24 protein-coding genes are annotated in these 23,458 nt (G+C 61.8%); 14 read left to right on the forward strand and 10 right to left on the reverse strand.

Translation table 11 applies throughout. The features are described 5' to 3' along the window. The first annotated feature begins 173 nt into the window (after positions 1-173). Positions 174-1,223 carry a LacI family DNA-binding transcriptional regulator gene (locus H4I97_RS19575; RefSeq protein ID WP_182308519.1) on the forward strand — a complete coding sequence of 350 codons (1,050 nt, stop codon included), beginning with the start codon at positions 174-176 and terminating at the stop codon, positions 1,221-1,223. Positions 1,224-1,352: 129 nt separating this feature from the next. Here the strand turns inward: H4I97_RS19575 and H4I97_RS19580 are convergent, their stop codons facing one another. The 8 genes from H4I97_RS19580 to H4I97_RS19615 form a co-directional block, all read right to left on the reverse strand. Then, entirely contained in the window at positions 1,353-2,705 is a 1,353-nt protein-coding gene (locus tag H4I97_RS19580; RefSeq protein WP_182308520.1) for a sigma-54-dependent transcriptional regulator, read from the reverse strand. Beyond that, positions 2,702-4,552: an ATP-binding protein gene (locus H4I97_RS19585; protein ID WP_244658875.1), complete on the reverse strand. Its 1,851-nt coding sequence runs from the start codon at positions 4,550-4,552 to the stop codon at positions 2,702-2,704. The genes H4I97_RS19580 and H4I97_RS19585 overlap by 4 nt, the downstream gene beginning before the upstream one ends. Before the next feature lie 89 nt (positions 4,553-4,641). After that, on the reverse strand, positions 4,642-5,007 hold the full coding sequence (locus H4I97_RS19590; RefSeq protein ID WP_182308521.1) for a DUF1850 domain-containing protein: 366 nt from the start codon (positions 5,005-5,007) through the stop codon (positions 4,642-4,644). Then, positions 5,004-7,121, reverse strand: coding sequence for a TRAP transporter permease (locus H4I97_RS19595; protein WP_182308522.1), 2,118 nt, complete (start codon positions 7,119-7,121; stop codon positions 5,004-5,006). The genes H4I97_RS19590 and H4I97_RS19595 overlap by 4 nt, the downstream gene beginning before the upstream one ends. Positions 7,122-7,214: 93 nt before the next feature. Continuing rightward, positions 7,215-8,159, reverse strand: coding sequence for a TAXI family TRAP transporter solute-binding subunit (locus H4I97_RS19600; protein WP_182309000.1), 945 nt, complete (start codon positions 8,157-8,159; stop codon positions 7,215-7,217). A gap of 299 nt (positions 8,160-8,458) precedes the next feature. Beyond that, positions 8,459-9,337 (reverse strand): carbohydrate ABC transporter permease, encoded by an 879-nt coding sequence (locus H4I97_RS19605; protein WP_182308523.1) that lies wholly within the window; start codon positions 9,335-9,337, stop codon positions 8,459-8,461. Beyond that, entirely contained in the window at positions 9,334-10,425 is a 1,092-nt protein-coding gene (locus H4I97_RS19610) for a carbohydrate ABC transporter permease (protein WP_244658876.1), read from the reverse strand. The genes H4I97_RS19605 and H4I97_RS19610 overlap by 4 nt, the downstream gene beginning before the upstream one ends. Positions 10,426-10,440: 15 nt before the next feature. Then, positions 10,441-11,709, reverse strand: a complete 1,269-nt coding sequence (locus H4I97_RS19615) for a sugar ABC transporter substrate-binding protein (RefSeq protein ID WP_182308524.1) — start codon at positions 11,707-11,709, stop codon at positions 10,441-10,443. A 303-nt stretch (positions 11,710-12,012) separates the two neighbouring features. Between H4I97_RS19615 and H4I97_RS19620 the strand changes: the two genes are divergently transcribed. The 5 genes from H4I97_RS19620 to H4I97_RS19640 all read left to right on the forward strand — a co-directional run bounded on the left by H4I97_RS19620 (position 12,013) and on the right by H4I97_RS19640 (position 16,239). Further along, on the forward strand, positions 12,013-13,023 hold the full coding sequence (locus H4I97_RS19620; RefSeq protein ID WP_182308525.1) for a helix-turn-helix domain-containing protein: 1,011 nt from the start codon (positions 12,013-12,015) through the stop codon (positions 13,021-13,023). Positions 13,024-13,169: 146 nt separating this feature from the next. Further along, positions 13,170-13,856, forward strand: coding sequence for a hypothetical protein (locus H4I97_RS19625; RefSeq protein WP_182308526.1), 687 nt, complete (start codon positions 13,170-13,172; stop codon positions 13,854-13,856). Positions 13,857-14,025: 169 nt separating this feature from the next. Next, a complete protein-coding gene (locus H4I97_RS19630; protein WP_182308529.1) occupies positions 14,026-14,634 on the forward strand; it encodes a protein rhiA in 609 nt (202 codons plus the stop codon). A gap of 313 nt (positions 14,635-14,947) precedes the next feature. After that, positions 14,948-15,493 (forward strand): hypothetical protein, encoded by a 546-nt coding sequence (locus tag H4I97_RS19635; RefSeq protein WP_182308531.1) that lies wholly within the window; start codon positions 14,948-14,950, stop codon positions 15,491-15,493. 98 nt (positions 15,494-15,591) lie between these two features. After that, positions 15,592-16,239, forward strand: a complete 648-nt coding sequence (locus tag H4I97_RS19640; protein WP_182308533.1) for a hypothetical protein — start codon at positions 15,592-15,594, stop codon at positions 16,237-16,239. A gap of 236 nt (positions 16,240-16,475) precedes the next feature. Here the strand turns inward: H4I97_RS19640 and H4I97_RS19645 are convergent, their stop codons facing one another. Beyond that, complete coding sequence (locus H4I97_RS19645; protein WP_182308535.1) at positions 16,476-17,252, reverse strand: winged helix-turn-helix transcriptional regulator; 777 nt, start codon at positions 17,250-17,252, stop codon at positions 16,476-16,478. Between the two features lie 116 nt (positions 17,253-17,368). Between H4I97_RS19645 and H4I97_RS19650 the strand changes: the two genes are divergently transcribed. The 5 genes from H4I97_RS19650 (at position 17,369) to H4I97_RS19670 (ending at position 20,812) form a co-directional block, all read left to right on the forward strand. Then, on the forward strand, positions 17,369-17,743 hold the full coding sequence (locus H4I97_RS19650; protein ID WP_182308537.1) for a group I truncated hemoglobin: 375 nt from the start codon (positions 17,369-17,371) through the stop codon (positions 17,741-17,743). Positions 17,744-17,991: 248 nt separating this feature from the next. Then, positions 17,992-18,282 (forward strand): YARHG domain-containing protein, encoded by a 291-nt coding sequence (locus tag H4I97_RS19655; RefSeq protein ID WP_182308539.1) that lies wholly within the window; start codon positions 17,992-17,994, stop codon positions 18,280-18,282. A 349-nt stretch (positions 18,283-18,631) separates the two neighbouring features. After that, on the forward strand, positions 18,632-19,468 hold the full coding sequence (exbB, locus tag H4I97_RS19660; protein WP_244658877.1) for a tonB-system energizer ExbB: 837 nt from the start codon (positions 18,632-18,634) through the stop codon (positions 19,466-19,468). 4 nt (positions 19,469-19,472) lie between these two features. Beyond that, positions 19,473-19,946 (forward strand): TonB system transport protein ExbD, encoded by a 474-nt coding sequence (gene exbD / locus H4I97_RS19665; protein ID WP_182308544.1) that lies wholly within the window; start codon positions 19,473-19,475, stop codon positions 19,944-19,946. Continuing rightward, a complete protein-coding gene (locus H4I97_RS19670; RefSeq protein WP_244658878.1) occupies positions 19,943-20,812 on the forward strand; it encodes a TonB family protein in 870 nt (289 codons plus the stop codon). Before exbD ends, H4I97_RS19670 begins: the two co-directional genes overlap by 4 nt. 25 nt (positions 20,813-20,837) lie before the next feature. Here the strand turns inward: H4I97_RS19670 and H4I97_RS19675 are convergent, their stop codons facing one another. Then, positions 20,838-21,239: a four-helix bundle copper-binding protein gene (locus H4I97_RS19675; RefSeq protein ID WP_182308546.1), complete on the reverse strand. Its 402-nt coding sequence runs from the start codon at positions 21,237-21,239 to the stop codon at positions 20,838-20,840. A gap of 246 nt (positions 21,240-21,485) precedes the next feature. Here H4I97_RS19675 and H4I97_RS19680 point away from each other — a divergent pair, with 246 nt between their 5' ends. From H4I97_RS19680 to H4I97_RS19690, 3 genes are all read left to right on the forward strand, one after another. After that, positions 21,486-22,112, forward strand: a complete 627-nt coding sequence (locus H4I97_RS19680) for a TetR/AcrR family transcriptional regulator (RefSeq protein ID WP_182308548.1) — start codon at positions 21,486-21,488, stop codon at positions 22,110-22,112. Between the two features lie 82 nt (positions 22,113-22,194). After that, entirely contained in the window at positions 22,195-22,845 is a 651-nt protein-coding gene (locus H4I97_RS19685; protein ID WP_182308550.1) for a glutathione S-transferase family protein, read from the forward strand. A 70-nt stretch (positions 22,846-22,915) separates the two neighbouring features. Next, positions 22,916-23,401: a VOC family protein gene (locus tag H4I97_RS19690; RefSeq protein WP_182308552.1), complete on the forward strand. Its 486-nt coding sequence runs from the start codon at positions 22,916-22,918 to the stop codon at positions 23,399-23,401. The last annotated feature ends 57 nt before the right edge of the window (positions 23,402-23,458 follow it).

A 23,458-nucleotide genomic window follows, 5' to 3' on the forward strand; every position in this document is an offset into this window, starting at 1 on the left:
TGCAGAGCGGCAACTTAAAGCGGCTTTGGACCCCTGTGCAGACAGAGCATCAAAGCCGCACCCACGCGAATTGCCGGAATAGCGCTTGCACAATCGATCGTGCTATGACATCAAGAAACAAGCTTCTCGTCAAGAGCAATTGTCAGCCCTGACCATCGAGACCGTTTCGACCCATGCCCGATACCAGGCAAAAACTCACGATCTACGATATCGCGCAGCTTAGCGGCTCCTCTCCTTCGACCGTCAGTGCGGTGCTGAACGGGACGTGGAAGAAGCGCCGGGTCGGCGAGGCAACCGCGAGAAAGATCCAGAAGATAGCGGCCGAGCACGGATATACGACAAACCTGCAGGCGCGGGGGTTGAGGCGCGCGCAATCCGGTCTCGTCGGCCTCATTCTCCCGGTCCACGACAACCGCTTCTTTGCGTCGATGAGCCAGAGCTTCGAGGCTCAGGCACGCGAACGCGGCTGGTGCCCGGTGATCGTATCCACCTTGCGCAATCCGGCCGAGGAAATCCGAACGGTCGAGACGCTGATTTCTTACGCAGTCGACTATCTGTTCATTGCGGGCGTGACCGATCCGGCCGCCCTCAGCGAAATCTGCAGGGCGGCGCAAGTGCCGCATATCTATGTCGACCTTCCGGGAAAGGACGCCCCCTCTGTCGTCAGCAACAACTATCTCGGCGCCGAACTGTTGACGCGGAAGCTCCTGGAGCTCATGCCGCAGGTGGACGATCCGGCCCGGGCAAAGCCGTATCTGATCGGCGGCCTGGAAACCGACTTCGCCTCTGCGCATCGAATTTCCGCATTTCGATCGACGGTCCTGGAGCTGCGTGGATCGTTCGACGAAGACCAGATCATTACCTGCGGATACGCACCCGGTAGCGCCGCTCGCGAAGTCTCGGCGCTCTGCGACCGTATCGGCGGATTACCCGCTGGATTGTTCGTCAACTCGATCAGAGCGTTCGAGGGTATCGTCAGCGAATTTGTTCACCTTCCCTCGGAATCATTCGAGAAGAGCGTCTTCGGCTGCTACGACTATGACCCGTTTGCGGCATTCCTGGAATTTCCCGTGCACATGGTGCGGCAGAACTCGAACCAGCTCATCGCCGCCGCTTTCGAATTGGCCGACAGCGGTGTTACCGACCCGGTGCTGATACAGGTGGACCCGGAATTGATCCCTCCCCGGACTGTCTACAATGGTCCGTTCAGCCAGCTGGGGTAAGATTGAAACGGGAGCCCCTCGGCTGGAGCCATACGCTCAATTCCGAAACGCGCTTGGTGCGGCGGGAGTGTCGGCAAGTACGGACATCGTCTCAACCTTGGAATGCAGAACACGCCGTTGCGTTGTCCGCTACAGGTCCGATGACTTCTCCCCACGGCCTCTCAGTCCATACCGCGCGATCTTCTCGTTCAGGGTACGGTGGGGAATGCCGAGGCTCGACGCCGCGCGCGCCGTATTGCCGTCGTGCTGATCCAGCGCGGCGCGGATCAACTGCATCTCGTAGGCTGCGAGCTGGTCCGGCAAGGCCGTATCGCTGTCCGGGTTTCTTGACGCAGCGACGCTCGCGTTCGTTTCGTCAAGCCCGATGGCGAATCGTTCTGCCCGCGCCTTGAGCTCGCGAACATTTCCTCTCCATTCCTCCTGGTGCAGCCGCGCCAGGAGATCGGCTGACACGGCACGCTCGGCTCGCCCATAGCGGTGTGCGGCGAGAGAGGCGAAATGGCTGAACAGCAAACCGATGTCCTCGCGACGCTGACGCAGGGGCGGAATGCGAATGTCGACAGTTGCAAGCCGATAGAACAGGTCCTCGCGGAACCGTCCGGCAGCGATCTCGCCGGAAAGATCGCTTTTTGCCGCGGCAATGATCCGGACGTCGACCGGCCGCAAACGGTTTTCCCCAAGCCGCTCTATCACCCGCTCCTGCAAAACCCGCAGGATCTTCGCCTGCAACGAAAGAGGCATGGATTCGATCTCGTCGAGGAAAACGGTCCCGCCGGCCGCATACTCGAACTTCCCCTCGCGGTCAGAAAGCGCACCTGTGAAAGCACCCTTTGCATGGCCGAAGACCTCGCTCTCGAAAATGCTCTCGGGCAGGGCCGCACAGTTGATCGCGACGAACGGACCTGAGCAACGGCGGCCTTGCCGATGCAGGGCCTGCGCGACGAGCTCCTTGCCGGAGCCGGTTTCGCCGATGATCAGCACGTCGATATCGACATCGGCCAGCGTCGCGACGCGGCGGCGAAGCTCTCGCATGGCGGAACTGTCGCCGACGATTTGCGAACCCCCGCCATCCTCCTGCACCAGCTTCTGGAGACGGGCGATCTCCCGCTTCATCCGGCGTTTTTCGACGGCCTTGTCGAGAACGGAAAGGAGGTACTCCGCATCGTATGGCTTCTCGATGAAGTCCTCCGCACCCTGCTTCATTGCCTTGACCGCCAGCGTCACGTCGCCATGGCCAGTCATCAGGATGACGGGCACCTCGCCACGCGCCTTGATCACCGAATTCAGGAGCGTCATGCCGTCAATGCCCGGCATACGGATGTCGCTCACCAGGACATCCGGGTCGGTGCGCAAGAGTTGCTGATAGGCTTCTTCGGGTCGATGGAAGGCGCTAACGGAGAATCCGCTGACCTCCAGCCAGTCAGTCGCCGCCTTAAGGAGATCGCGGTCGTCGTCGACCAGCAGAACGTGCCCGCGGCTCATTGTGCGGCCTCGAGCGGAGGCGCCGACCGCTTGCTCACCGGCATCGACATCGTCGCCATGGTTCCGCCTCCCGTGGCCTCGGAAAAGGTGATTTCACCGCCGAATTCCCGCACGATCGCCGTCGCAATGGAAAGCCCCAGCCCGAGCCCCTCGCCTGTCAGCTTGGTGGTAAAGAACGGCTCGGCAACACGATCTCGATGTTCTGGTGCGATACCAGTCCCGTTGTCGATAACAGTAACAGACACTGCCGTCGCATCGGCGGCCCGCCTGACGGTGATTGACGGCGCGGGCCGGCCTTCGACGGCGTCGAGTGCGTTGAGGAGCAGGTTCAGCATCACCTGCTCCAGCTTGACGCCAACCGCGGTGACGACGGGCGCTTGACCTCGAGCCTCGATTGTCGGTACGACGCCGATCGCCTTTGCTCGCGGCATTGCGAGATCGATCGCATTGCGGATGACGGCGTCGACATCGACCGCCTCGAGTTCGGAAGCACCCTTCCGGCCGAAGGTCTTCAGATGCTTGACCGTCCGCTGCATGCGCTTGACGAGTGCACGCGCATCAAGGATCCGTTCTCCGACCTTCCCCGCGTCCTCCTTTTCGGCCAGGACGCCGGCCGTCGCCAGTGTCGCCTCGAGTGCCGCGAGCGGCTGGCTCACTTCATGCACGATGGCCGTCGACATCCGCCCGAGCGCTGCCATCTTCTCGGAATGGATGAGCCCCTCCTGTGTGCGGCGCAGTTCGTCCTCGGTCCGCTTGCGGATGTCGATCTCCCGAGCAAGGTCCTGCGTTCGTTCCGCGACCTTGAGCTCCAGGATTTCGCCCTGGCGCAGGCGCATCCGGATCAGCAGCGCCCGCTGATGGAGAAAATAAAGGGCGCCCGTTGCGATGAGACCGGCGATGAGTGCGGCAAGGGCCCAGAAACCGGCGAGCTTGGCAATGTCGGCGGTGCTGGTGGCCGCGAGTACGGTCCAGCTGTCCGGCTCGATCGACGAGAACTTGGCGAGGAGCCTTTGTCCTTCGCCGTCGACGCGAAGCGCCGGCGCCTCGGCCCCATTCGCCGGCGGGACGACTCCTGTAGGAAGGATCGGCCTGGCCTCGTCCAGGTTCGCCCCGTCATAGGTTCTCTCCGCCGCGACCCGCTTTGCGGCCTCCCCTGAAAGCGGCGAAAGAGGACGGTATTTCCAGTCCGGGTTACCGGAAAGAAAGACAATACCCCAGCGGTCAGCGATGGCAGTCTGGACGCCGGCGGCTTCCCAGGTCACCTCGAGTGGTTGAAGATCGGCCTTCACGACGACGATGATCGGCGGGCCGCCGGGGATATCGATCCGGGAGCTCAGGAAGTAGCCGGGCTTCTTTGTCGTGACGCCGATTGCATAGTATCTGCCTTCTCCCGTGCGGAGCGCATCCTGAAAATAAGGGCGAAAGCTATAGTTATGACTGATGAAGCTCTCGGGGGTCGCAAAGTTACTGGCGGCAAGCGTCACGCCGTGGCTATCGAGCACGTAAAGCTCGGACGCGCCTGCCTGCGCGACGACGGTCTGCAGATAGGAGTTTGCCGCGTCGAGAACGGCGTGGTCCTGCCCTGAACTCGCCAGCGCACGGACGCGCGCATCCTCCCCGACCACCAGCGGGAGATAACGGAACCGCTCGACTTCGGTGGCGATCGCCCTGTTCGTCAGCACCAGGCTGCGCTGGAGCTGTGACTCCAGTGCGCTGACCGCCGCACCACTCGCCACGTAATAGGCGGCAAAGGGTGCGGTGAAGGTCACCACCAGCATGAAGGCAGTCATTCTGCCGATGTTACGCGCCATCACCGAGCCGACGTGATTGGAACCTGTCTGTTGCATCGAGTGTAGCGTTTCCTCGCTCAATAGAGAACAGCCGCTGCGTCTATCCTTCTCGTCAGCACGGCACGTGGGACAACCGGGCACCCTGGTCAGTCGCAAGGTCGCAGAACGATCGGCTCCTGCGCCCGTCGTGCGAGCTCACGGCACCCATCGGCATCGCAAAGCCGCCAACCCGAGACAGTCGCCCCCGAAGCTGCGAGGACCAGTTCGGGAAGTGGTTGGAGGGTCGGCGTCCACACCCACCATTTTCCCTCGCGGCGAGCGCCGTCACCGGGCTCCATTCCGGCGCCCGAACCTTGGACGCGGGCTTCCTGGAGAACCAGCCCCTTTTCCGTTGCCGACCAGCGTTCCTGCCACTCGGTCTTTTCGACCGAGTGGGTCCAGCCGAGCGTAAAGACACCGGCGGCAACGACCATCGCCTTCCCGCCAGCAATGAGGCAGACCGATGTGGTCATGCCGCACCCGACAGCGACCTTGCCGCCACCTGCCGGCCTCGACGCCAGATCCAGACAGCGAACAATGCCGAGAGAGCAAAACCGACCTCGTCTGTCATCGGCAAGGCGGCCAGAAGGGTGAACGCCGCGGCAGCAGCCAGAAGTCTTTCCATTGCCGATAGCCGCACGACGACGAAGCCGATGACCGCCGCCCCCCAAAGTCCGATCGCAAGGCCGGTTTTCGCGACGACATAGGCGACCGCTACCGGATAGCCGACTGCTGCCGCCATGGCTCCACCGTCCTGAAGCATGAGTGCCGGCGAATAGACCGCCATGAACGGGATGACGAAACCGGCCGCCGCGACCTTGATCGCCTGAATTGCGATCTTCAGTCCACTTTCACGCGCAATCGGAGCCGCTGCAAAGCAGGCGAGCGCGACCGGTGGCGTGAGGTCGGCGAGAATGCCGAAGTAGAAGACGAACATGTGGCTGACGATGAGCGGGACACCGAGTTCCAGAAGAGCCGGGCCGGCGATCGACGACGTGATGATGTAGTTCGGGATCGTCGGTATGCCCATGCCGAGCACGAGACAGGTTACCATGGTAAGCAAGAGCGAAAGGAACAGGCTCTTGTCACCGACCGAGACGATGAATTGGCCGAATGTGTTGGCGGCTCCCGTCAAAGTCATCGTTCCGATGATGATACCGACAAGCGCACAGGCCGTCGCCACGGGCAAGGCGGTTTTTGCGCCCTCCGCCAGCGCATCCCGACAGGTGACGAGCGTCTCCCGACCGCCCTGCGAGAAGGCGTTGATGGCGATCAGTACGGCGAGAGCGGCGAGTACGACACCCATGCCGAACTGGAAGAAGGCTGCCGCGACAAGACCGAGCCCCACCCAGAAGACGACCCGGATCACGCTAGAGGGAAGACCGAGCGCCACCGAACTGCCGAGGATGAGCAGAACGGTGAAGGCAAGACCGACCGTTCCTGCAAACAATGGCGTATAACCCGAAAACAGCAACCAGACGAGCGCCGCCAAGGGCAGGATCAGGTACCACTGTTCAACGATCGCGGCCCTTGCCGATGGCAATTCCATTTTTGGAAGGCCGAGAAGGCCGTACTTGCCCGCCTCGAGATGAACCATCCAGAAGGCCGATGCGAAATAGAGGATTGCCGGAATGATCGCCGCCTTGACGATCTCGTGATACTCGACGCCGAGCGTTTCGGCCATGATGAAGGCAACCGCGCCCATCACCGGCGGCATGATCTGCCCGCCCATCGAGGCTGTCGCCTCGACACCGCCGGCAAAGGCGGCGCGATAGCCGAACTTCTTCATAAGAGGGATGGTGAACTGCCCGGTCGTCACGACATTGGCCACTCCGGATCCCGAGATCGTGCCCATCAGCCCTGAGGAAATGATCGCGACTTTCGCTGCACCACCCCGCTTGTCACCGACGAAGCTCAGTGAGACGTCGTTGAAGAGCTTGATCATCCCCGCCCTTTCGAGGAAAGCGCCGAAAAGAATGAACAGGAAGATGTAGGTCGAGGACACAAAGGTCGGAATTCCGTAGATGCCTTCGGTTCCATAGGCCATGTGGTCGATCACCTGCGTAAAGTCGTAACCACGATGGTCGAGCGGCGGCGGCAGGTACTCTCCGAACAGGGCGTAGGCGAGGAACAGGCCGGTTATGATCGGCAAGGCCGGACCCATAAGCGCCCAGGCAGCAGCAAACACAACTCCGAGCGCAACGACGCCGACCACGATGTCGCGCGGTAGCGGATCACCGGCGCGAATGATCAGTTCACTGTACTCATAGCATTGGTAGAAGGCGACTGTCGCACCGAGGAGGGCCATAGCCCAGGCAATCGCCTTGGCGATGCCCCCGCGCCGCGAAACCACGGCCAGCAACGGAAAGACCAGTACCGTGACGAAGCCGACGTGGACGGCGCGCACGATCTGGCTCGGCAGGTCAACCAGATGCGCAGCGGTCGCGATCTGGAAAACCGAAAAGGCGAGCGCAATCCCGAAAAGGAGGCGACCGTCCCAGGTCTTTGGAAACGCCTGGGTTGCGGCGGCGTGCCCGTGCAGTTCCGCCGATGCGGCCTGCTCTTGTGTATTGATCGTGTCGTGCATGGATTCCTCCCGAAAATCCGAGCGTGTCGAGCGGCGGCACGCGCGACACCGGCAGAGCCGGGCCATCGTCGCGTTCGCCGCCGCCCGCAGCTATCAGAGCAGGCCTTTTTCCTTGTAGTAGCGCTCGGCACCCGGATGCAGGGGCACCGGCATTCCCTTGAGCGCATTCTCGAGCTTGATCTGGGCCGCCGCCTTGTGCGCCGCTTCCATCTCCGGAAGGTTCTCGAAGAGCTGCTTCGTCATCTGGTAGGCCGTCTCGTCAGAGACGTCGGAATGGGTCACGAGAAAGTTGACGACTGCAACCGTCGGCACGTCAGCATCCTGTCCCTGGTAAGTACCAGCCGGAACTGTCGCAGCGATATAGGGCGCACCGAGCTTACCGGCGATTTCTTCCGGCACCGCGACCATCTGCACATCGACCGAGGTCGCCAGATCCTTGAATGAGGAAACGCCGAGGCCTGCCGACTGCAAAGTGGCATCGAGCTGGCGGTTCTTCATCAACTCGACCGATTCCGCGAAAGGCAGATACTCGGTCTTCGCAAGGTCGTCGTAGCTCATGCCGGCAGCGGCGAGAATTGCGCGGGCATTCAGTTCCGTGCCGGATTTCGGCGCACCGACGGAAAGACTCTTGCCCTTGAAATCGGCGATCGTCTTGATGCCGGACTCCTTCGACGACATGATCTGGATGTAGTTCGGATAGATCGCGGCAATCCCGCGCAACTTGTCGAGCGGTGCCTTGAAACCGGCGTCGGCATTGCCTTCCCATGCGAGCTTGACGCTATCGCCGAGGGCAAAGGCGATTTCGCCGCGACCCTGCTGCAGAAGGTTGAGGTTCTCGACCGATGCCTTGGTCGCCTGAACCTGCGTGCGTACACCCTCGATCTTCTCGCCGTAGATCTTCGAAAGAGCAACGCCAAGCGGATAGTAGACGCCCGACGTGCCGCCCGTCAGAATATTTATGAATTCGCTCGCGCCGGCCGAAGCCGCGGAAAACATGATGGACGTACCGGCGATCGCCGCAATGGCAGCGCGTTTCAGTCTAGGGTTCACCTGAGAATCCTCCCGTTCAAGTTTGACAACGATGCAGCCGCCCTCCTCGGATCGAACCGCACGTAAGACCCGTAGCAATTGATGGGCCAGTTCCAACCATTTGAAATCATTGACGCTGCACGCGACAATCCGGCGACGGCAGGCAATTTTCCGCCAACATCATTCGTGCGCCTGGCAAAAACTTGCCAGATGCACGACCGCGCCGTTCGCGCCAGTGGGCGTACGCCACCTCCATCATATGACCGCAAGCGACGCGAGGCGAGATCTTCGCTGCATTCAAGCGGGCTCTACCCCTTGATGCCGGTCGAGGCGACGCTTGCGATAAAGAAGCGCTGCAGGAGCAGATAGAAAATCAGAACCGGAACGCTGATCAGCGTCAGATACGCCATCACTTCTCCCCAGGGTGTTTGCAACTGGAAGAAGTATTGCAGGCCGACCATGACGGGCCTGTACGTCTCCGACTGCGTCACCAGAAGCGGCCAGAGATATTGCTGGCTGTACATCACCAGGAATTTGAGGATCGCCGCCGTCGCGATGACCGGGCCGGAGAGCGGCATGACCACCCTTGAATAAATCTGCAACCAACTCGCCCCGTCGATCCGCGCCGCCTCAATCAGGTCGTGCGGCAGGTCCTTGAAATACTGGACGAAGAGAAAGATCGTCAGACCATCGGCGATCCAAGGAATGATTTGAACGCGCCACGAGTTCAGCCATCCCCATTGCAGCCCGTCTGCGCCGATCCAGGGGAGGTTGTTCACCTCGAGCAGGAGCGGCACGGCGATCGTCTCGAAGGGTATGATCAGGGTCGCGAGGATTACGGAAAAGACAACGTCGCGACCCCGCCAGTTCAGAAAGACGAAGGCAAACCCGGCAAGAGAACCGAGCGCGAGCGCCAGAAACACGGTCGTAGCGGTGACGATCACGGAGTTGAAGACAAAGGTCGCAATGGGCGCGCGCGCAAATGCCGCCGCATAATTGTCGAACGAGATGTCACCGACGGGCAGGAAGGCCCTGACTGAAGTTGCATCACGCAAAAGCTGGTCGTCCGGCTTCAGCGACGAGAAGACCATGAAGAGCAGCGGCAGTACAAAGACGGCCGCGATCGCGACCAGCAAAAGGTAATCGAGAGCAATCAGCAACCGGCTCTTCTGTCTTCCTGGTGTCATGGTGAGCGCTCCCGGGTCAGGTATCTCTGTACGAGCGTGATGCTGAGGACGATGACGAAGAGAATGACGGAAATCGCCGAACCGGCAGCGATATCCTGCCGGCGATATCCTCGCTCCACCGCCTGAAAAACCAACGTTTGCGTGGAATCCAGCGGGCCACCCCGCGTCATCACATCGATCTGGGCAAAAAGAGCAAAGCCCTGCATGGTGATCACGACGAAGACGAGCACCGCCGTGTTGCGCAGCATCGGCCAGGTGATCATTGCAAACTTTTGCCAGGAATTGGCGCCCTCAATGTCCGCCGCCTCGTAAAGCGTCGGAGGAATAGTCTGAAGGCCCGAAAGCCAAATGACCATGTGGAATCCGACACCCTGCCAGACCGACATGACGAGGATCGCCCAGAGCGCCGTATCGGTACGCCCGAGCCAGTCGATCGGTTGAAAGAGCGCAAAGCTGAGATGGCCGAGAACGCTGTTCAGAAGCCCGTGGTCCGATGCATAGATGAAGCGCCAAAGCAAGGCCACGACCACCACCGAGAGAACCACGGGCATGAAATAGATGGCCCGAAAGATGCTGATGCCCGGCCGTCTCTGATTAACGAGGAGTGCAAGAGCCAAAGCCAGCGAAGCCTGAACCGGTGTCACCACCAATACGAAGAGAAAGGTGTTTGCGAGCGCCTTCAGAAAAACAGGGTCGCGGGCCAGCACGACGTATCGCGTCTCGCCCCAATCGAAGTCTTTGACTTCCCGCATGCCACGGTATTGCGGGTAGTCCGGATTGTTGCGCGTAAGACTGCGCACGCTCCGAAATTGAAGCGCACCATCAGGGCCGCGGCGGACTTCCCCATCCGCCGTTCGCTCGGGCTCGAGACGGAGAATCCCGACACCGAGCAGCCGCGAGAAATTGGCCAACCCCACGAATTCGGTCGGGTTGGGAGACGTCAGCCTCTGATCGGTAAAGGACAGCCCGACACCAAGCAGAAAGGGCGCAGCCAGAAAGAAGCCTATCAAGACCAGTGCAGGGCCGGCCATCAGCCAGCCCGCCATGTTCTGTCGGGTCAGCTTGCCTGATCGTGGCTGTTCCCTCATCCCCGGACCCATACTCTATTTCGGCTTGTATCCGCCGTTGCGCTCGATGTTCGCATTGATCTCGTCGGTCGCATTGTCGAGCGTCGTGGTGACGTCGGCGCCGTTCGCAATATCGGCAAGCACCTTTTGGAAGACCGGTGAGATAAAGGCGTAGGCGGGCGTCACGGGCCGGAGCGTCGCCTGCTTTTCCGAAAGCGAGAAGAAGACTGAAAGCGGTCCGCCCTGCTTGTAGTTCTTCGTCATCTCGGCCGCGGTCGAGGTGGCGGGAACGAGGCCGATCGCATCGGAGAATTGTGCGAGGTACTTGTCCTGTATGGCAAACTCGATGAAGGCGGACGCTCCTTCCGGGTGTTCGCTCGTGGCGGAAACACCGAACTGCCAGGACGCGGCTCCGATCTTAGGCCCTTTGCCGAAGTCGGGCGCAGGCAGGAAGAGAAGGTCGTCGCCGTACTTTTCGAGGGCCTTGACCGCAACCCAGTTGCCCATCCACTGGAGTGCGTAGCGGCCATCGAGAAAGCCCGTCTCGTGGTCGGCAGGGGACTGCGACGTACCGGGCGCAAGTTTCTTTTCGAACAGCGACTGCCACCAGTCGCCGAAGCTGATCGCCGCATCTCCGTTCAGAACACCCTCGGCGGTCTCATAGGACTTGGCGTCGATCAGCCCACCACCGAAACTCTCCAGGAATGGCGTGAAGGCATAGCTGTACCATTCCGTCTTGTCCGCCATACCGAGGTCGATCGCATATTCGAAGTCGCCCGTCGCCTTCAGCTTTTCGAGGATCGCGGTGAACTCCTCGCCTGTCCAGGGTTTCTCCAGCGTAGGCACACGGATGCCGTTCTTCTCGAGCACGGATTTGCGCGCGAAGACGGCTAGCGCCGCATCCCACAACCCGACCGAGTAGAGCTTGCCGTTCCATTTCCCGATCGCACCTGGCAGAAAGTTCTTCAGCTTCTCCTCCGATATCTGCAGCGGCTGGAGATAGCCGGCCCAGGCCCAGTTCGGCATGTTCGGCCCGTCGACGTCGAGAATGTCGGGAAGCTTGTTCGACAGCGCGGCGGCGGTCACCGACTCGTTGTAGGCCGCCTGCGGAAATTCCTGTAGACTGACCCGCCAATCCTTCTGTGACGCGTTGAAGTCGTCGATTATGCCGGTCACGATCTTCCGTTCCTCGGCATTGCCCGCACCATGATACCAGAGCGAGAGTTCGGTCTGGGCCTGAACGGAGCCGGCGAGCAGCGCGACGCCGAGGGCGCCGAGCACAGAAACCAATGCAGATTTGTTCATGTTTGATCCTCCTCCGGTTCGGAGAACCGAAGCGACCGGGATTTTGTTCCCTCGCCGCGTGCATGCATCAAGACAGCACTACGCTGCTGCTATCCCCGCGACTGACGGCCGATTGCGGATACGGACATTCCCCGGCAACAGGCGTCCGTGAGCAGGCACATGCGATCGCCCGCAAATTTCTGTTAGCTCTTGCTTCTATAAGTCGTAGCTTGATTCGCGAAACTGCCCTTCACTGCAACCATGAGGGGCAGTGGCGAGAAGACAGCCGACGATTTGACGCCTCCCGACGGCGGGAATGGCGCGGTGCGGAGTCTGGTCTTCACAACCGCCGACACAGACGACCCCTTCGGCGCATGGAGATCGGCTCTCGATGTGCTCTTTGAGTGTGTCCCGCCGCGGCGACCGGAGTCGCTCTTCTTCAACGGCAACCTTGCCGTGTATCACTTCGGCACATTCCTGCTGTGCAGGAGCAGAGCCACCGGCGGTCGCTACCGACGGAACCAGGCCGGTCTCGCCCGCGACGACCTCGACCACATCGTCGTCTCGTGTCTGCTCAACGGCGGGATCGCTCTCGCCCATCCTGCCGCCAAGCGGCTGCGTCCGGGCGATATCGCTATCCTCGACCTGTCGGCATCGTTCGCCTTCGCAACGACCGAGGCCGACGCACTTCATCTCATCCTGCCGAGATGGGCATTGCCGGCCTCCATTGCGGACCAGCAACCCGCGTCACTTCGCGTCCTCTTCCGCGGCAGCGCCATGGGCATCATCGTCCGCGGCATGCTGGAAGCGCTGGCACCGGCCGTGCGTCGCCTGGCCTCCGGAGAGACTCTGGCGCTTTCAGGCGCGATACCAGAACTGCTGGCGACCTGTCTCGCCTCGACCGTGTCGACCCCTCATCCCGGACCAAGCAGAAGCATCGGGCAACGCCTGCGCCGCCACATCGAAGAGAACCTCCATCGCGACGATCTCACGCCGTACACGATCGCCCGGGATCTGGGTGTCTCGCGCAGCCAACTTTACAGACAATTCGAGAATGTCGGCGGGGTGCGGACCTACATCCGCCGCAGGCGACTGCGGCGAAGCCTGACCGCCCTTTGTGATCCGAGACACCCTGATCGCCGGATCGGCGAAATCGCCTACGACGCCGGCTTCGCCGACGAGGCCCACTTCAGCAGGCTCTTTCGGCAACGGTTCGGGATATCACCGCGCGAGGCTCGCGCCTCCGTCCGCGACGGCCGTCATCCGGGCCCCTCACCGGCGGGTGCCGCCGATTCATCCCTTTCCGACTGGCTGCTTGCACTTATCAGCGGTTGAGATTTTGGACGCACGTCCAAGTTTTCGGGACGCCCATCCAAGGACAACCATAGCGGACAGTCATAGGCTAAGCACACACAACACGAGAGAACTGAAGGAAGTAGTAGCCAGCCCATCAGCCCCCTTCGCCGAAAGGAGACCCGAAAATGTCAACACAGGTGGCCAGTACCGACTCCAGCATCGCCGTGAACGACCCACCCGCAACCGGGGCAGTCTCCTTCCAGTTGAGCGCGACGAACACTTCGAGCGTTCCCGGTTCCGTCTATTTCAACATCTTCCCGCCGGCTCTGAAGAACATTCCGACGAGCGGACAGACCATCACCGCGCTCGTGTCCCCCGCGACGACCAATACATCCCCGCCGGTGAACCTCACCTGGAACGGCGGAGCCGGCGCGCTGAGCATGCTCGTGCTTACCGCCGGTGCTGAGCTGGCGAGCGCCGAGAAAACGCCGGTCGCGCTCGGCGACACCGTCGCCGTCGCCTGGGCCAACGGAGCGTTCACGATCACGCCCTCGCCCGGCGGACCCGCAGGGGTCCTCACCGTGACCTTCGCCCCGGGCATTCCCGTAGGCGGTTCGGTGGGTCTTGTCATAGGCCCCGCCCCGGTTCTCGTGCCGATCCCCGTCAGCCTCTCACCTTTGACGCTCGAACCAGATCTATCGCCCACCGTCACGGTGATGTTCGGCACTGCTTTCCAATTGCCGGCACCCGCCATCTCGGACGAGAGCCAGGCACAGACCGTCACCTTCAAGACGGACCCGACGAGCACGAGCCCGACGGCAACCGCGGCCATCTCGGTCGGCCTCGACAACCAGATCGTCGAGACCGGTTGACGGCGAACCAGCTTGCCCGGCGCCCGCCTCCTGCCGGGCAGATCCTCGCCACTCCCGATTCCCCGCCTGATCCACGAGCGGCGAGGCAAAGGCCGGTATCGCTTCAGCCCCCGAGGCGGTACCGGCCCATTCAACCCCGGGGGATGTTCCTCGAAGAAAGGCAAAGCCAATGACCACCTACTCTCTGACGTGCGTCAACAACTCCCAGCTTTCCGGAAGCTTCGCCGTGTTCCAGAAGGCACCGCCGATGACCATTCCGGGCAACGTTTTCTCGCTCGCCTGGTTTGCCCGCCCGACCGCTCCGAAAAGCAAGGTGACCTTCACCTGGAATCTCGAATACAGCTTCGTCTGGTCCGAGACCGGGCTGCTCCAGCCGGGGATCAACTTCTCGGCGTCGCAGACCATGCCGGCAGATCCGAACGGCCAGAACCTCATCCAGCTGACCCAGGACAACTACGGTGCGACGACCTTTGCGAACCCGAGCGCCAGTGGAGCCATCGGCTCCCTGACCATTCAGCAGCTCCCGAATGTCGCGCCGAACCAGACCTCCGTCGGCGTCGGCATGTCCGGTTCGGGCACATTTGCCGTGCAGGCGGCACCGAACATGACGGCCGTGTTCACGCCTCACCCGAACTACTGGGTCATCTTCGGCAATTTCGTAACCGGGGATGTCATCGACATCGAGGATGTCACCAATGCCGTCGAAGTGACCTATGGCGGCGCCCTGACGACGCGCAGTGCCACTCTCGCCATCGACAACCTGATCACCGTCTCCTGACGTCCTGAGGCGGCGCTCCTCCCCGCCGTCGGTCAAACTAGACGCCAGGAGAGGCGATGCCGGGGGCACCCCTCGGCATCGCCGGCAACGAGGCCGCGCAGCGGCAAATCGGTCCGGCAGTGACCGTGTTGGCATCGGCAAACGCGTCCAGCCCGAGACCGGGACGGCCTGAAGCCGTCCCTACACCCCCACAGATACGGCCGCCTTCGACGAGGGCCGCCGGATTGAAAGCCGGCGAGAGGCCTCGCCGGTCAGCGCTTCTCGCATGGTGCGGGGAACGCCCATCCTCCCTGTTGCGAAAAGGAATGCAGTCATGAAAACCAGCAGACTTCGTTTCCGCCACCACCTCGCCGTCGCCTTTGCCGCACTTGCAGCCCTCGGGCTCGCCAGTCCCGCGATGGCTTATTCGGTCTACCGCGCCGTCAACGCGGATGCGACGACCGGCGCGGTCACCTGGAATGCCGCAAACTTCGGCGTGGGTGGCAACCCTTCGACCCTCTCGTTCTTCTACTTCGCGAACGACGCCGCGGCACAGGCGGCATTCCCGACCAGACAGTGCTTCGTGAAGGTCGACCTCCCGAACACGGTCGCTCCGGTTCCGGGCAACCAAGATCTGGTCGGCAATGCGGGGATCCCGGTGGGAGCCAATCCGGCTGACCAACCCTTGCCGTTCCCCTGGCAGATCGTTTTCGACAACGTGCCCCCCGGTCACTGGAGCATTCCGAAGGCCCAGATCACGACCGCGCCCGCAAACAATGCGGCCAGCCGGGTTGCTGCCGCCGGGTTTCAGGCGCTCGCGAATGCCATTGGATCTGGCGTGACGATCGTCAACGGAACGCTTGGCAATTGCGGTCCGTAAGGTCGGAGCGGTAAGATTGCGCTGAGCATAACGCAGCGATCAATGCAATCACCGTCGGGTCTCGGCCCGGCGGCCCTTGCCAGAGGAGCGTGCAAGACATGGCCGTACTGCATCATGCCTTTCGTTGTCCCGTCACCCCGCCACTTGAAGAAGTGGTCCGAGAGGTGTTGTCGGCGTGGGATGCCGGCGACCGCGAAAAACTCTCCGCGACGGCGCTGCGATGCCTTCCCCGGATCGCGGATCGCGCGGATATCCAGGCGGCGTTCCGCCTCGATCCGGACGGCGCGGTTCCTTCATGGCTTCAGCCGCAGATCGTGAGCCCCGGGCTCGCTGCCCTGGTCCTGCTTGCCGACAGTTTTGTGCCGATACCATCCCTCAGCGGTCGCAGCGATACGAACCACTACCTGCTTACAACGCATCTGCCAGTGCTCGGCTGGAACGAGAGAGAGGTGCAACTTTTGGTCCACGGGGACCCGATCGAGCTCATGCTCGCCCGGTATTCGAGCGCTCCCCATGAGTACACGGCAAGCAAGTTTCGCGAGACAGGCGGCTGGACCTTCGGGACGGACTTGAGATCGCTCGAGCCTCAACTCATGCGCCTCGCGACAGCAACCGACCGTCAGACGCCTCCCGCGGTTCGAGAAAGCCTGACCGCCCTTCGCGAAAGCGGAGCGATCGACGACGCGCGCGCGATGCTCGCAGCGGTCGAGGACACCGACTGGCTCGTGACCAGCGTTACCCACTAACGAATGTGACAATCTGATGGGCTTCAGCCGCGGCGGACGCCGCTATCCGCCCATTCCCTCACCGTACTGCACCAGACGCGATCGCTCCCCGCCAGCGTCGATACGGCTTCCCCAGACTGCGGCTCGGCCGTACGGTGCATTGATAATTGCCCGCAGGAAGGACAGCCTGTGTCGTCAGAGATCCACATAACGGCATCTATGAACGAGCGCTGCGAGGCGGGGCGTCTGCGCACCGACTACCGGGGTATCTGTCCGTACCCGTCATCCCGCCTCTTGGCCGAACCAGGTTGCACAGCCCCGCCCAACAGTCCCGATTGGCCCATCGGCTGCCGGCCGATCGGTGCAAAGGTGCTCAGAACGAACCAGGAGCGGAAGGCCGCCACATCTTCCTTTGTCCCGTCAAGCTGCAGGCGACCATCCGCGGTCGCATCGGAAATCGAAAGATGGCCCAGCCAGATTTCCGTGAGGGACAGCAATGTCGCGGTAACGAAAAGGTCGACATCGAAGCCGGGCGGTTTGTAACAAAGGTCGACATTGCCGCCCTCGACAACCAGCCAGTACGCGCGCTTCTTGATCGGTACGCCCGAGAGGTCGAACTCTGTAACATACCGCCGACCCCTGTCCGGCATGTGCCCCACGACATTTCGCCGGATGTCCCACATCAGGAGATCGGGGTCGAGGTTCCTCGGATCAACGAGATCATGGCGCAGCCAACGTTGCGCCCACGATCCCATCGCCTCGATGATCGAAGAGAGCTCTCTGCCAGACGGGGTCAGGGTGTATTCCCACCGCCCGCCCGCCTGCCGCCGTTCAATCACACCATCAAGCTGAAGCTTCCTGAGGCGTTGCCCGAGCAGGGCCGGCGACATCCGCGGCAGTCCGCGCTGAAGGTCGTTGAAGCGCACGCTTCCGCACAGCAATTCACGAACGACAAGTGGCGTCCACCGCTCTGCAAGGACTTCGGCTGCGAGCGCGACCGGGCAAAATTGCCCGTATCCTCTTTTCTCCGCCATCACTGGACCTTTCGGACTGGCGGCAAAGAATAGCTTCAGACTCTGAAGTTGTCACGATTCCGGTGCAGGACGTAAGAGTGAGGACGCAAACAGCGCTGATTGTCAGGGAGGCAAAAATGGAAAGATCACTGTATGAGCGTCTTGGCGGCGCTGCCGGCATCACCAAGATCGTCGATGACCTCGTTGAGGCGCACTTGTCGAACCCGACTATAAGAGCGCGATTCCTACCCTACCTAGATCGCCCCGATGTCGTCGCGGAGGTCAAGCGCCATACCTGCGATTTCCTCGGAACCGCGAGCGGCGGGCCTGAATGTTACAAGGGACGTACGATGCCCGATGCTCATCGCGGTATGAACATTACCGAAGAAGAATTTGCAGCCGCCGTCAACGACGTCCTCGCGACGCTTGAGCGGAATAACATCGATGAAGGGTCGCGCGCAGAGATCCTCGGCATGGTCAGTTCACTCAAGGTCGAGATCGTCGATCTGTGAAGAAGTCGGGCAAAACGCACCATGACCGCCGCGAGAAACCAAATCGCGGCGGCCGAGCGATGCAAACCCCTCGTAAGCGACGCGGTTTCGAGCAATACGTGGACGTGCATCCTCAGCTGGTCTGAATGCGAGATGGGAACCCGATCGCCTGTGCGACCTGTCTCCACTATTCGCCTTGACCTGTGTCAGTCGCCATTCGAGCGGCCGTGCTAATATACACTTGCTATCGGCTCCAAGAGGATCTCGCCATGACACGGGAGAAAGTATTCGCCGCAGTCTCGATGCTCACAATTCTCGTTCCGCTTTATGCCATCCCCTCCGCACAGGCGTTCGCGCAGGATTATCGCCGGATGAGTTGTGACGAACTCTGGTACGAGAGGAATGCCATTTATGCCGCCAAAGGATATTGTTTCAAAACCGACCGCGCGCGCAGCGTTTTTGGACGGGGATGTTTCCCACCCTTCGGCAAGCTCACGCGCAGCGAAACACGGCGCGTCAACCTCATAGAGCAGTGGGAACGCTATTACGGTTGCCGCTGATCTCCAAATCGCCGGCTCACCGAGTTCACTTCTCGTCTCCCGGCGTGGAATCGCGCTTCCCGGCTGAACAGGCTCGTGGCCTAGAAACGCGAGCTTTTCGCGCATCGTGATCATGGCGGAGAGCCGCCCGAAGCGCCCGGGGGCTGCTCGTGGTTTCTTTCGAGTTATTACTTGTCTTTTTTACTCATGTTTATTATCAGGTCTCCAGAGGCCGTCGCACGGCCCGCCTTTGGACCATTGCGTCACCGACCTGCTTTTGTGAAAGGACCTGACGGTGCGGACCCGTTCCCTCCCATTTGCCGCTATGGCTCTTCTCATCACGTGTCTTGCTCTATGGAACGATGGCGCAATGACGACAGCCCGCGCGCAGCAACAGAGTGGTCCGACATCGACGGACATCGTGCAGTCGCTGCCTTCGCCTGCGCAGCCGTCCGTGGAAGGCGCCATGACCGAGGTTCCTCCTTCCGCTCTGCCGCATAATCTCTCGCCCTGGGGAATGTTCCTGGCCGCTGACAACGTGGTCAAAGCCGTGATGATTTCTCTGGTCTTCGCGTCCGTCGTGACCTGGACCATATGGCTTGCGAAGACGCTGCAGCTCGCAGCCGCAAGATATCGTGCCAGCCGCGGTCTGCGTCTCCTGTCGGAAAACCCCACGATGGCGGGCGCACTCACCGCGCTTGCGGGACGCAGCGGCACGATCGCCGAGATGCTCCTCGCTGCTCAGCGGGAAATCGAACTCTCTGATCCGGCGATCGATCATGTGGGCAGCGAGGGCCTGAAGGCCCGCGTCGGCTCCGCTCTCGAGCGGACCGAAGCACGAGCGGGCCGCCGCATGGCAAAGGGCACCGGCGTGCTGGCGACAATCGGCTCCACGGCTCCGTTCGTCGGCCTGTTCGGCACCGTCTGGGGCGTCATGAACTCCTTCATCGGCATTTCGCAGGCTCAGACGACCAATCTTGCCGTCGTGGCTCCCGGGATCGCCGAAGCACTGCTCGCGACAGCGATCGGCCTCGTGGCGGCCATTCCCGCTGTCGTCATCTATAACGTCTTCGCGCGATCGGTCACGGGCTACCGGCATCTGCTGGCCGATGCGTCCGCCGGGATAGAACGGATCGTCAGTCGCGACCTCGATTTTCGCAGGCTCTCCGGTGCCGGCCGCGCGAAGCCTACATTCGCAGGAGAATAGGTCGATGGCCGGAGGAATCCGCGAAAGCCATGGCGACGAACTTTCGGAGAACCACGAGATCAACGTCACGCCCTTCATCGACGTAATCCTCGTGCTTCTGATCATTTTCATGGTCGCCGCACCGCTCGCCACCGTCGACGTCAATGTCGACCTGCCGGCATCGACGGCGAAGGCCGCTCCGCGGCCCGAAAAGCCGATCTACCTGACGCTCAAGGACGATCTTTCGCTGATGCTCGGCGACGATCCCGTCAGCCGGGACCGGCTGGGGGCGGACCTCGAACGACTGACCGAGGGAGATCGCGAAAGCCGCATTTTTCTTCGGGCGGACAAGGTCGTCGATTACGGGCACTTCATGGAGGTCATGAACATCGTGCGCGATGCCGGCTACCTGAAGATTGCGCTCGTTGGCCTCGAGAGCGTAGTTGCACCCGCGGAAGGCGCCGGTGCAGCGCCGCGCAATGAGGCAAAGGCGCCGTGACCGTCTTGCACAACGACTTTCGCCGCAGTCTCGCCGGAGACAGTCTCGCCTGGGGCGCTGCGGCACTGATCGTTGCATCCGCTCACGCAGCCGCTCTTGCCGTCATGATGCATACGCCCCCGGAGATCGGCGCCGATCCGGGCCCGCAGGCGGCGATCATGATCGAGCTCGCCGCAGAACCGGAAGCGACGGAAAGCCGGGAAGAAGAGATCGCTCCCGATAATGTGGACGCGGAGGAGATCATCTCCCCTGCAGCAGATCCCGCGCCCGACGAACTGAAACCGTTGGAGACAACCGATACGACGGCGCCGGAACCGGTCACACCGGCGGAGAAAGCCATCCCCAGCCTCGAACCGACGACGGCGCCACCGCGGCAGGTCGAGTCGAATCCGGTCGAACAACAGGTTCTTACGGCTCTCGAGAACGTCGAAGTTCCCCTGCCTCTCGCCCGCCCTGCGCCCCCGAAGCCGGCGCCCGCCCGCAAGGCACCGCCGCCGTCACAGGCGACCCGCAAAGCCAAGATCGACGTCACCAAGTCCGAACGCACCGCAGGTTCCGAGACCACCACCGGCCTGGGCGCGGCAATCTCTCCCGCGCGCTGGCAATCTCGGCTCATGGCACATCTCGAACGCAGAAAACGCTATCCTGCGGCGGCACGATCGGCTCATCAGGAAGGCACGGCCTATGTGCGTTTCCGGATCGACTCCTCCGGGAATGTGCTGTCCGTGTCACTTTCGAGGTCGTCAGGTCATTCCACCCTCGACCAGGCGGTTCTGGACCTTGTTCGACGCGCCTCTCCCGTCCCTCCGCCGCCGCCGGGCGCCAGCACGACGATCGTCGCGCCGGTTCGTTTCGACATACGCTGACAGTGCCCTGCCGCCGGCGGCAGGATCAGTGGATCTGTGGCAAGGCGTTGCGGCAGGCCTCTTCGCAGCTCCGGCAGGCATCCGCGCAGATGCGGCAATGCTCATGTCGCGAAGCGTGCTTGCGGCACTCCTCGGCGCAAACCCGGCACGCCTCCGCACAAGCGTGGACTGCCGCACGCAGGACATCGATATTCGAGCCCGTCCGACGTGACGCCATTGAACCGGTCGCCGCGCATATATCGGCGCAATCCAGATTGCGCCGAATGCACTGCATCAGGTCCTTGACGTTGTCCTCGGCCAGGCACGCATCGGCGCAACTCGTGCAGGTCTGCGCACAAGCGTAGCATTCCTCGACGCAGTGCAATAAGGAATCGGACGCGTCGTCCTGAACTTGAGGATGCGTCGAAATCATCTCTTTGACGTGCATGGAAGGCTCCTCCATCTTCGTGTTCCAGGTACGCGGCCCTAACCAAGCGGCCACGGAGATGTTCCTCCGTCGTCGATCTCTCATCTCTTCACCTACACCACCGAGAACCGTTTCCAGGCTCTCCGCACATGGGGCGATCTTCTGAAGTCGTGGAAAGTGACTTGCGCGATCCAGCTGCAATCGAATGAGACGGCTGTTGACAACATACCAACTAGTCGGTATGTCTCCTTCTCAGAGGAGAAAAACATGCCCAAGTCAGCGATCAAACCGGATGCCAGAACCAAGCTGCTGAATGCGGCTTTGTCGGTCATCCGCACAAAGGGCTATTCCGCGACCACGGTGGACGAACTTTGCGCCGCCGCCGGCGTGACCAAAGGCGCCTTCTTTCACCACTTCAAGAGCAAGGACGAGCTCGGCGTCGCCGCGGCAAACCACTGGTCTGAAACGACCGGGGCGCTGTTCGCCGGTGCCCCCTATCACAAACTCGCAGCCCCTCTCGACCGCGTTCTCGGCTATCTCGAATTTCGCAAGGCACTTCTCAAGGGTGGTGTGCCGGACTTCACCTGCCTCGTCGGCACAATGGTGCAGGAAACCTACGAGACGGCTCCGACCATCCGTGACGCGTGCGCAAGCAGTATCACCAGTCATGCGGCAACGCTCGAGGCCGACATCGAAGCGGCGATAAGCGAGAGCAACCTGACACCCGACTGGACCGCGAAATCCCTCGCGCTGCACTTCCAGGCCGTTATCCAGGGCGCCTTCATCCTGGCGAAGGCCACCGGTGGGGCCGACATTGCCGCGGACAGCATCGATCACCTCTGTCGCTATATCCGGATGCTCTTCGGCGCCGGAGCAGAGCGGAATGGGGTTTGAACAAGGTAGCCCCGAAACCAGTCGGTCAGTTTTCTCCGAGGAGGATCGGAGACGCCGACACGCGAAATGAAGGAGCTTTCCGATGAAGCCGATCATCACCGCCTTCGAACGGTCCCCAGACGGAGGTCAGGGGCTCGCACGCGATACCCGGATCCGCTGGGCTTTCGAGGAAGTGGGCCAAAGCTACGACGTCCGCCTCGTCTCTTTCCGTGCAATGAAGGAACCCGCGCATCGGGTCCGCAATCCTTTCGGCCAGATTCCAACCTATGAAGAGGATGATCTTGTCCTCTTCGAGTCGGGAGCGATCATCTTCCATATCGCAGAGCGCCATGCGGGCCTGCTGCCGGTGGAGGCAAAGGCCCGCGCCCGTGCGATCACATGGATGTTTGCGGCGCTCAATACGGTAGAGCCGCCAATCCTCGATCGCGCGACCACCTGGATTGCCGAGCGAAAGGAGCCCTGGTGCGCTGAGCGGCTGCGCCTCGTCGATGATCGCATCCGCGACCGGCTCGGCGACCTTTCCGCATGCCTCGGTAGAGCGGATTGGCTCGACGGTCCGTTCAGCGCAGGCGACCTGATGATGGTATCGGTCCTGCTCAGATTGAGGTCGTCGGGGATCCTCGATGAATATCCCAACCTGTCCGCCTACGTCGCCCGCGGCGAGGCGCGACCCGCCTATCAACGCGCTTTCGCCGCACAACTGGCGATCAATGCCGGCACCCCGCCGGCCTGACGAGGAAGGCTGCGCTTCGCCGCGGCACCGCTAACAGCACCTGAAACCCGAAGAGATGAGGAGAATGGAAATGACCGAACTCGTTACCTGCCTGTGGTTCGACCATGGTGAAGCAAGCAAAGCAGCAGAATTCTATGCTGCGACCTTTCCCGACAGTCACGTCGACAGGGTGAACAGCGCCCCCGGCGATTTTCCAGGCGGACAGGCCGGGGCCGAACTGACTGTCGAATTCACGGTCCTCGGCCGCCGCTTCCTTGGCCTCAACGGCGGGCCCATCTTCACGCCGAACGAAGCGGTCAGCTTCGTGGTCCTCACCGAAAACCAGGAGGAGACGGACCGCTACTGGCGTGCAGTTACCGAGAATGGAGGAGCGGAAAGCGAATGCGGCTGGTGCAAGGACCGCTGGGGCTTCTCCTGGCAGATTACACCACGGCGGCTGATCGAACTCACGACGAGTTCGGACCCCGGCGAGGCCAAGCGCGCCTTCGACGCTATGATGAAGATGAAGAAGATCGACATCGCGACGCTTGAAGCCGCGGCCGCGAACCGGTCATGAGCAGTCGGTTCGGCCGGTGTTCCGGCCGGACCGTTAGAACAAAGGGGGAGGCGAACC

This window comes from Ciceribacter thiooxidans, from assembly GCF_014126615.1.
GTDB lineage: Bacteria > Pseudomonadota > Alphaproteobacteria > Rhizobiales > Rhizobiaceae > Allorhizobium > Allorhizobium thiooxidans.

What these genes read in the sequence shown, in the direction of transcription:
- H4I97_RS19580 (WP_182308520.1), bottom strand. Translation starts at nt 2,705, where the DNA reads ATGAGCCGCGGGCACGTTCTGCTGGTCGACGACGACCGCGATCTCCTT.
- H4I97_RS19640 (WP_182308533.1), top strand. Translation starts at nt 15,592, where the DNA reads ATGGCCGTACTGCATCATGCCTTTCGTTGTCCCGTCACCCCGCCACTT.
- H4I97_RS19575 (WP_182308519.1), top strand. Translation starts at nt 174, where the DNA reads ATGCCCGATACCAGGCAAAAACTCACGATCTACGATATCGCGCAGCTT.
- H4I97_RS19645 (WP_182308535.1), bottom strand. Translation starts at nt 17,252, where the DNA reads ATGGCGGAGAAAAGAGGATACGGGCAATTTTGCCCGGTCGCGCTCGCA.
- H4I97_RS19605 (WP_182308523.1), bottom strand. Translation starts at nt 9,337, where the DNA reads ATGACACCAGGAAGACAGAAGAGCCGGTTGCTGATTGCTCTCGATTAC.
- H4I97_RS19625 (WP_182308526.1), top strand. Translation starts at nt 13,170, where the DNA reads ATGTCAACACAGGTGGCCAGTACCGACTCCAGCATCGCCGTGAACGAC.
- H4I97_RS19590 (WP_182308521.1), bottom strand. Translation starts at nt 5,007, where the DNA reads ATGACCACATCGGTCTGCCTCATTGCTGGCGGGAAGGCGATGGTCGTT.
- H4I97_RS19680 (WP_182308548.1), top strand. Translation starts at nt 21,486, where the DNA reads ATGCCCAAGTCAGCGATCAAACCGGATGCCAGAACCAAGCTGCTGAAT.
- H4I97_RS19615 (WP_182308524.1), bottom strand. Translation starts at nt 11,709, where the DNA reads ATGAACAAATCTGCATTGGTTTCTGTGCTCGGCGCCCTCGGCGTCGCG.
- exbB (WP_244658877.1), top strand. Translation starts at nt 18,632, where the DNA reads ATGACGACAGCCCGCGCGCAGCAACAGAGTGGTCCGACATCGACGGAC.
- H4I97_RS19610 (WP_244658876.1), bottom strand. Translation starts at nt 10,425, where the DNA reads ATGAGGGAACAGCCACGATCAGGCAAGCTGACCCGACAGAACATGGCG.
- H4I97_RS19585 (WP_244658875.1), bottom strand. Translation starts at nt 4,552, where the DNA reads ATGCAACAGACAGGTTCCAATCACGTCGGCTCGGTGATGGCGCGTAAC.
- H4I97_RS19595 (WP_182308522.1), bottom strand. Translation starts at nt 7,121, where the DNA reads ATGCACGACACGATCAATACACAAGAGCAGGCCGCATCGGCGGAACTG.
- H4I97_RS19650 (WP_182308537.1), top strand. Translation starts at nt 17,369, where the DNA reads ATGGAAAGATCACTGTATGAGCGTCTTGGCGGCGCTGCCGGCATCACC.
- H4I97_RS19690 (WP_182308552.1), top strand. Translation starts at nt 22,916, where the DNA reads ATGACCGAACTCGTTACCTGCCTGTGGTTCGACCATGGTGAAGCAAGC.
- exbD (WP_182308544.1), top strand. Translation starts at nt 19,473, where the DNA reads ATGGCCGGAGGAATCCGCGAAAGCCATGGCGACGAACTTTCGGAGAAC.
- H4I97_RS19685 (WP_182308550.1), top strand. Translation starts at nt 22,195, where the DNA reads ATGAAGCCGATCATCACCGCCTTCGAACGGTCCCCAGACGGAGGTCAG.
- H4I97_RS19635 (WP_182308531.1), top strand. Translation starts at nt 14,948, where the DNA reads ATGAAAACCAGCAGACTTCGTTTCCGCCACCACCTCGCCGTCGCCTTT.
- H4I97_RS19655 (WP_182308539.1), top strand. Translation starts at nt 17,992, where the DNA reads ATGACACGGGAGAAAGTATTCGCCGCAGTCTCGATGCTCACAATTCTC.
- H4I97_RS19630 (WP_182308529.1), top strand. Translation starts at nt 14,026, where the DNA reads ATGACCACCTACTCTCTGACGTGCGTCAACAACTCCCAGCTTTCCGGA.
- H4I97_RS19675 (WP_182308546.1), bottom strand. Translation starts at nt 21,239, where the DNA reads ATGCACGTCAAAGAGATGATTTCGACGCATCCTCAAGTTCAGGACGAC.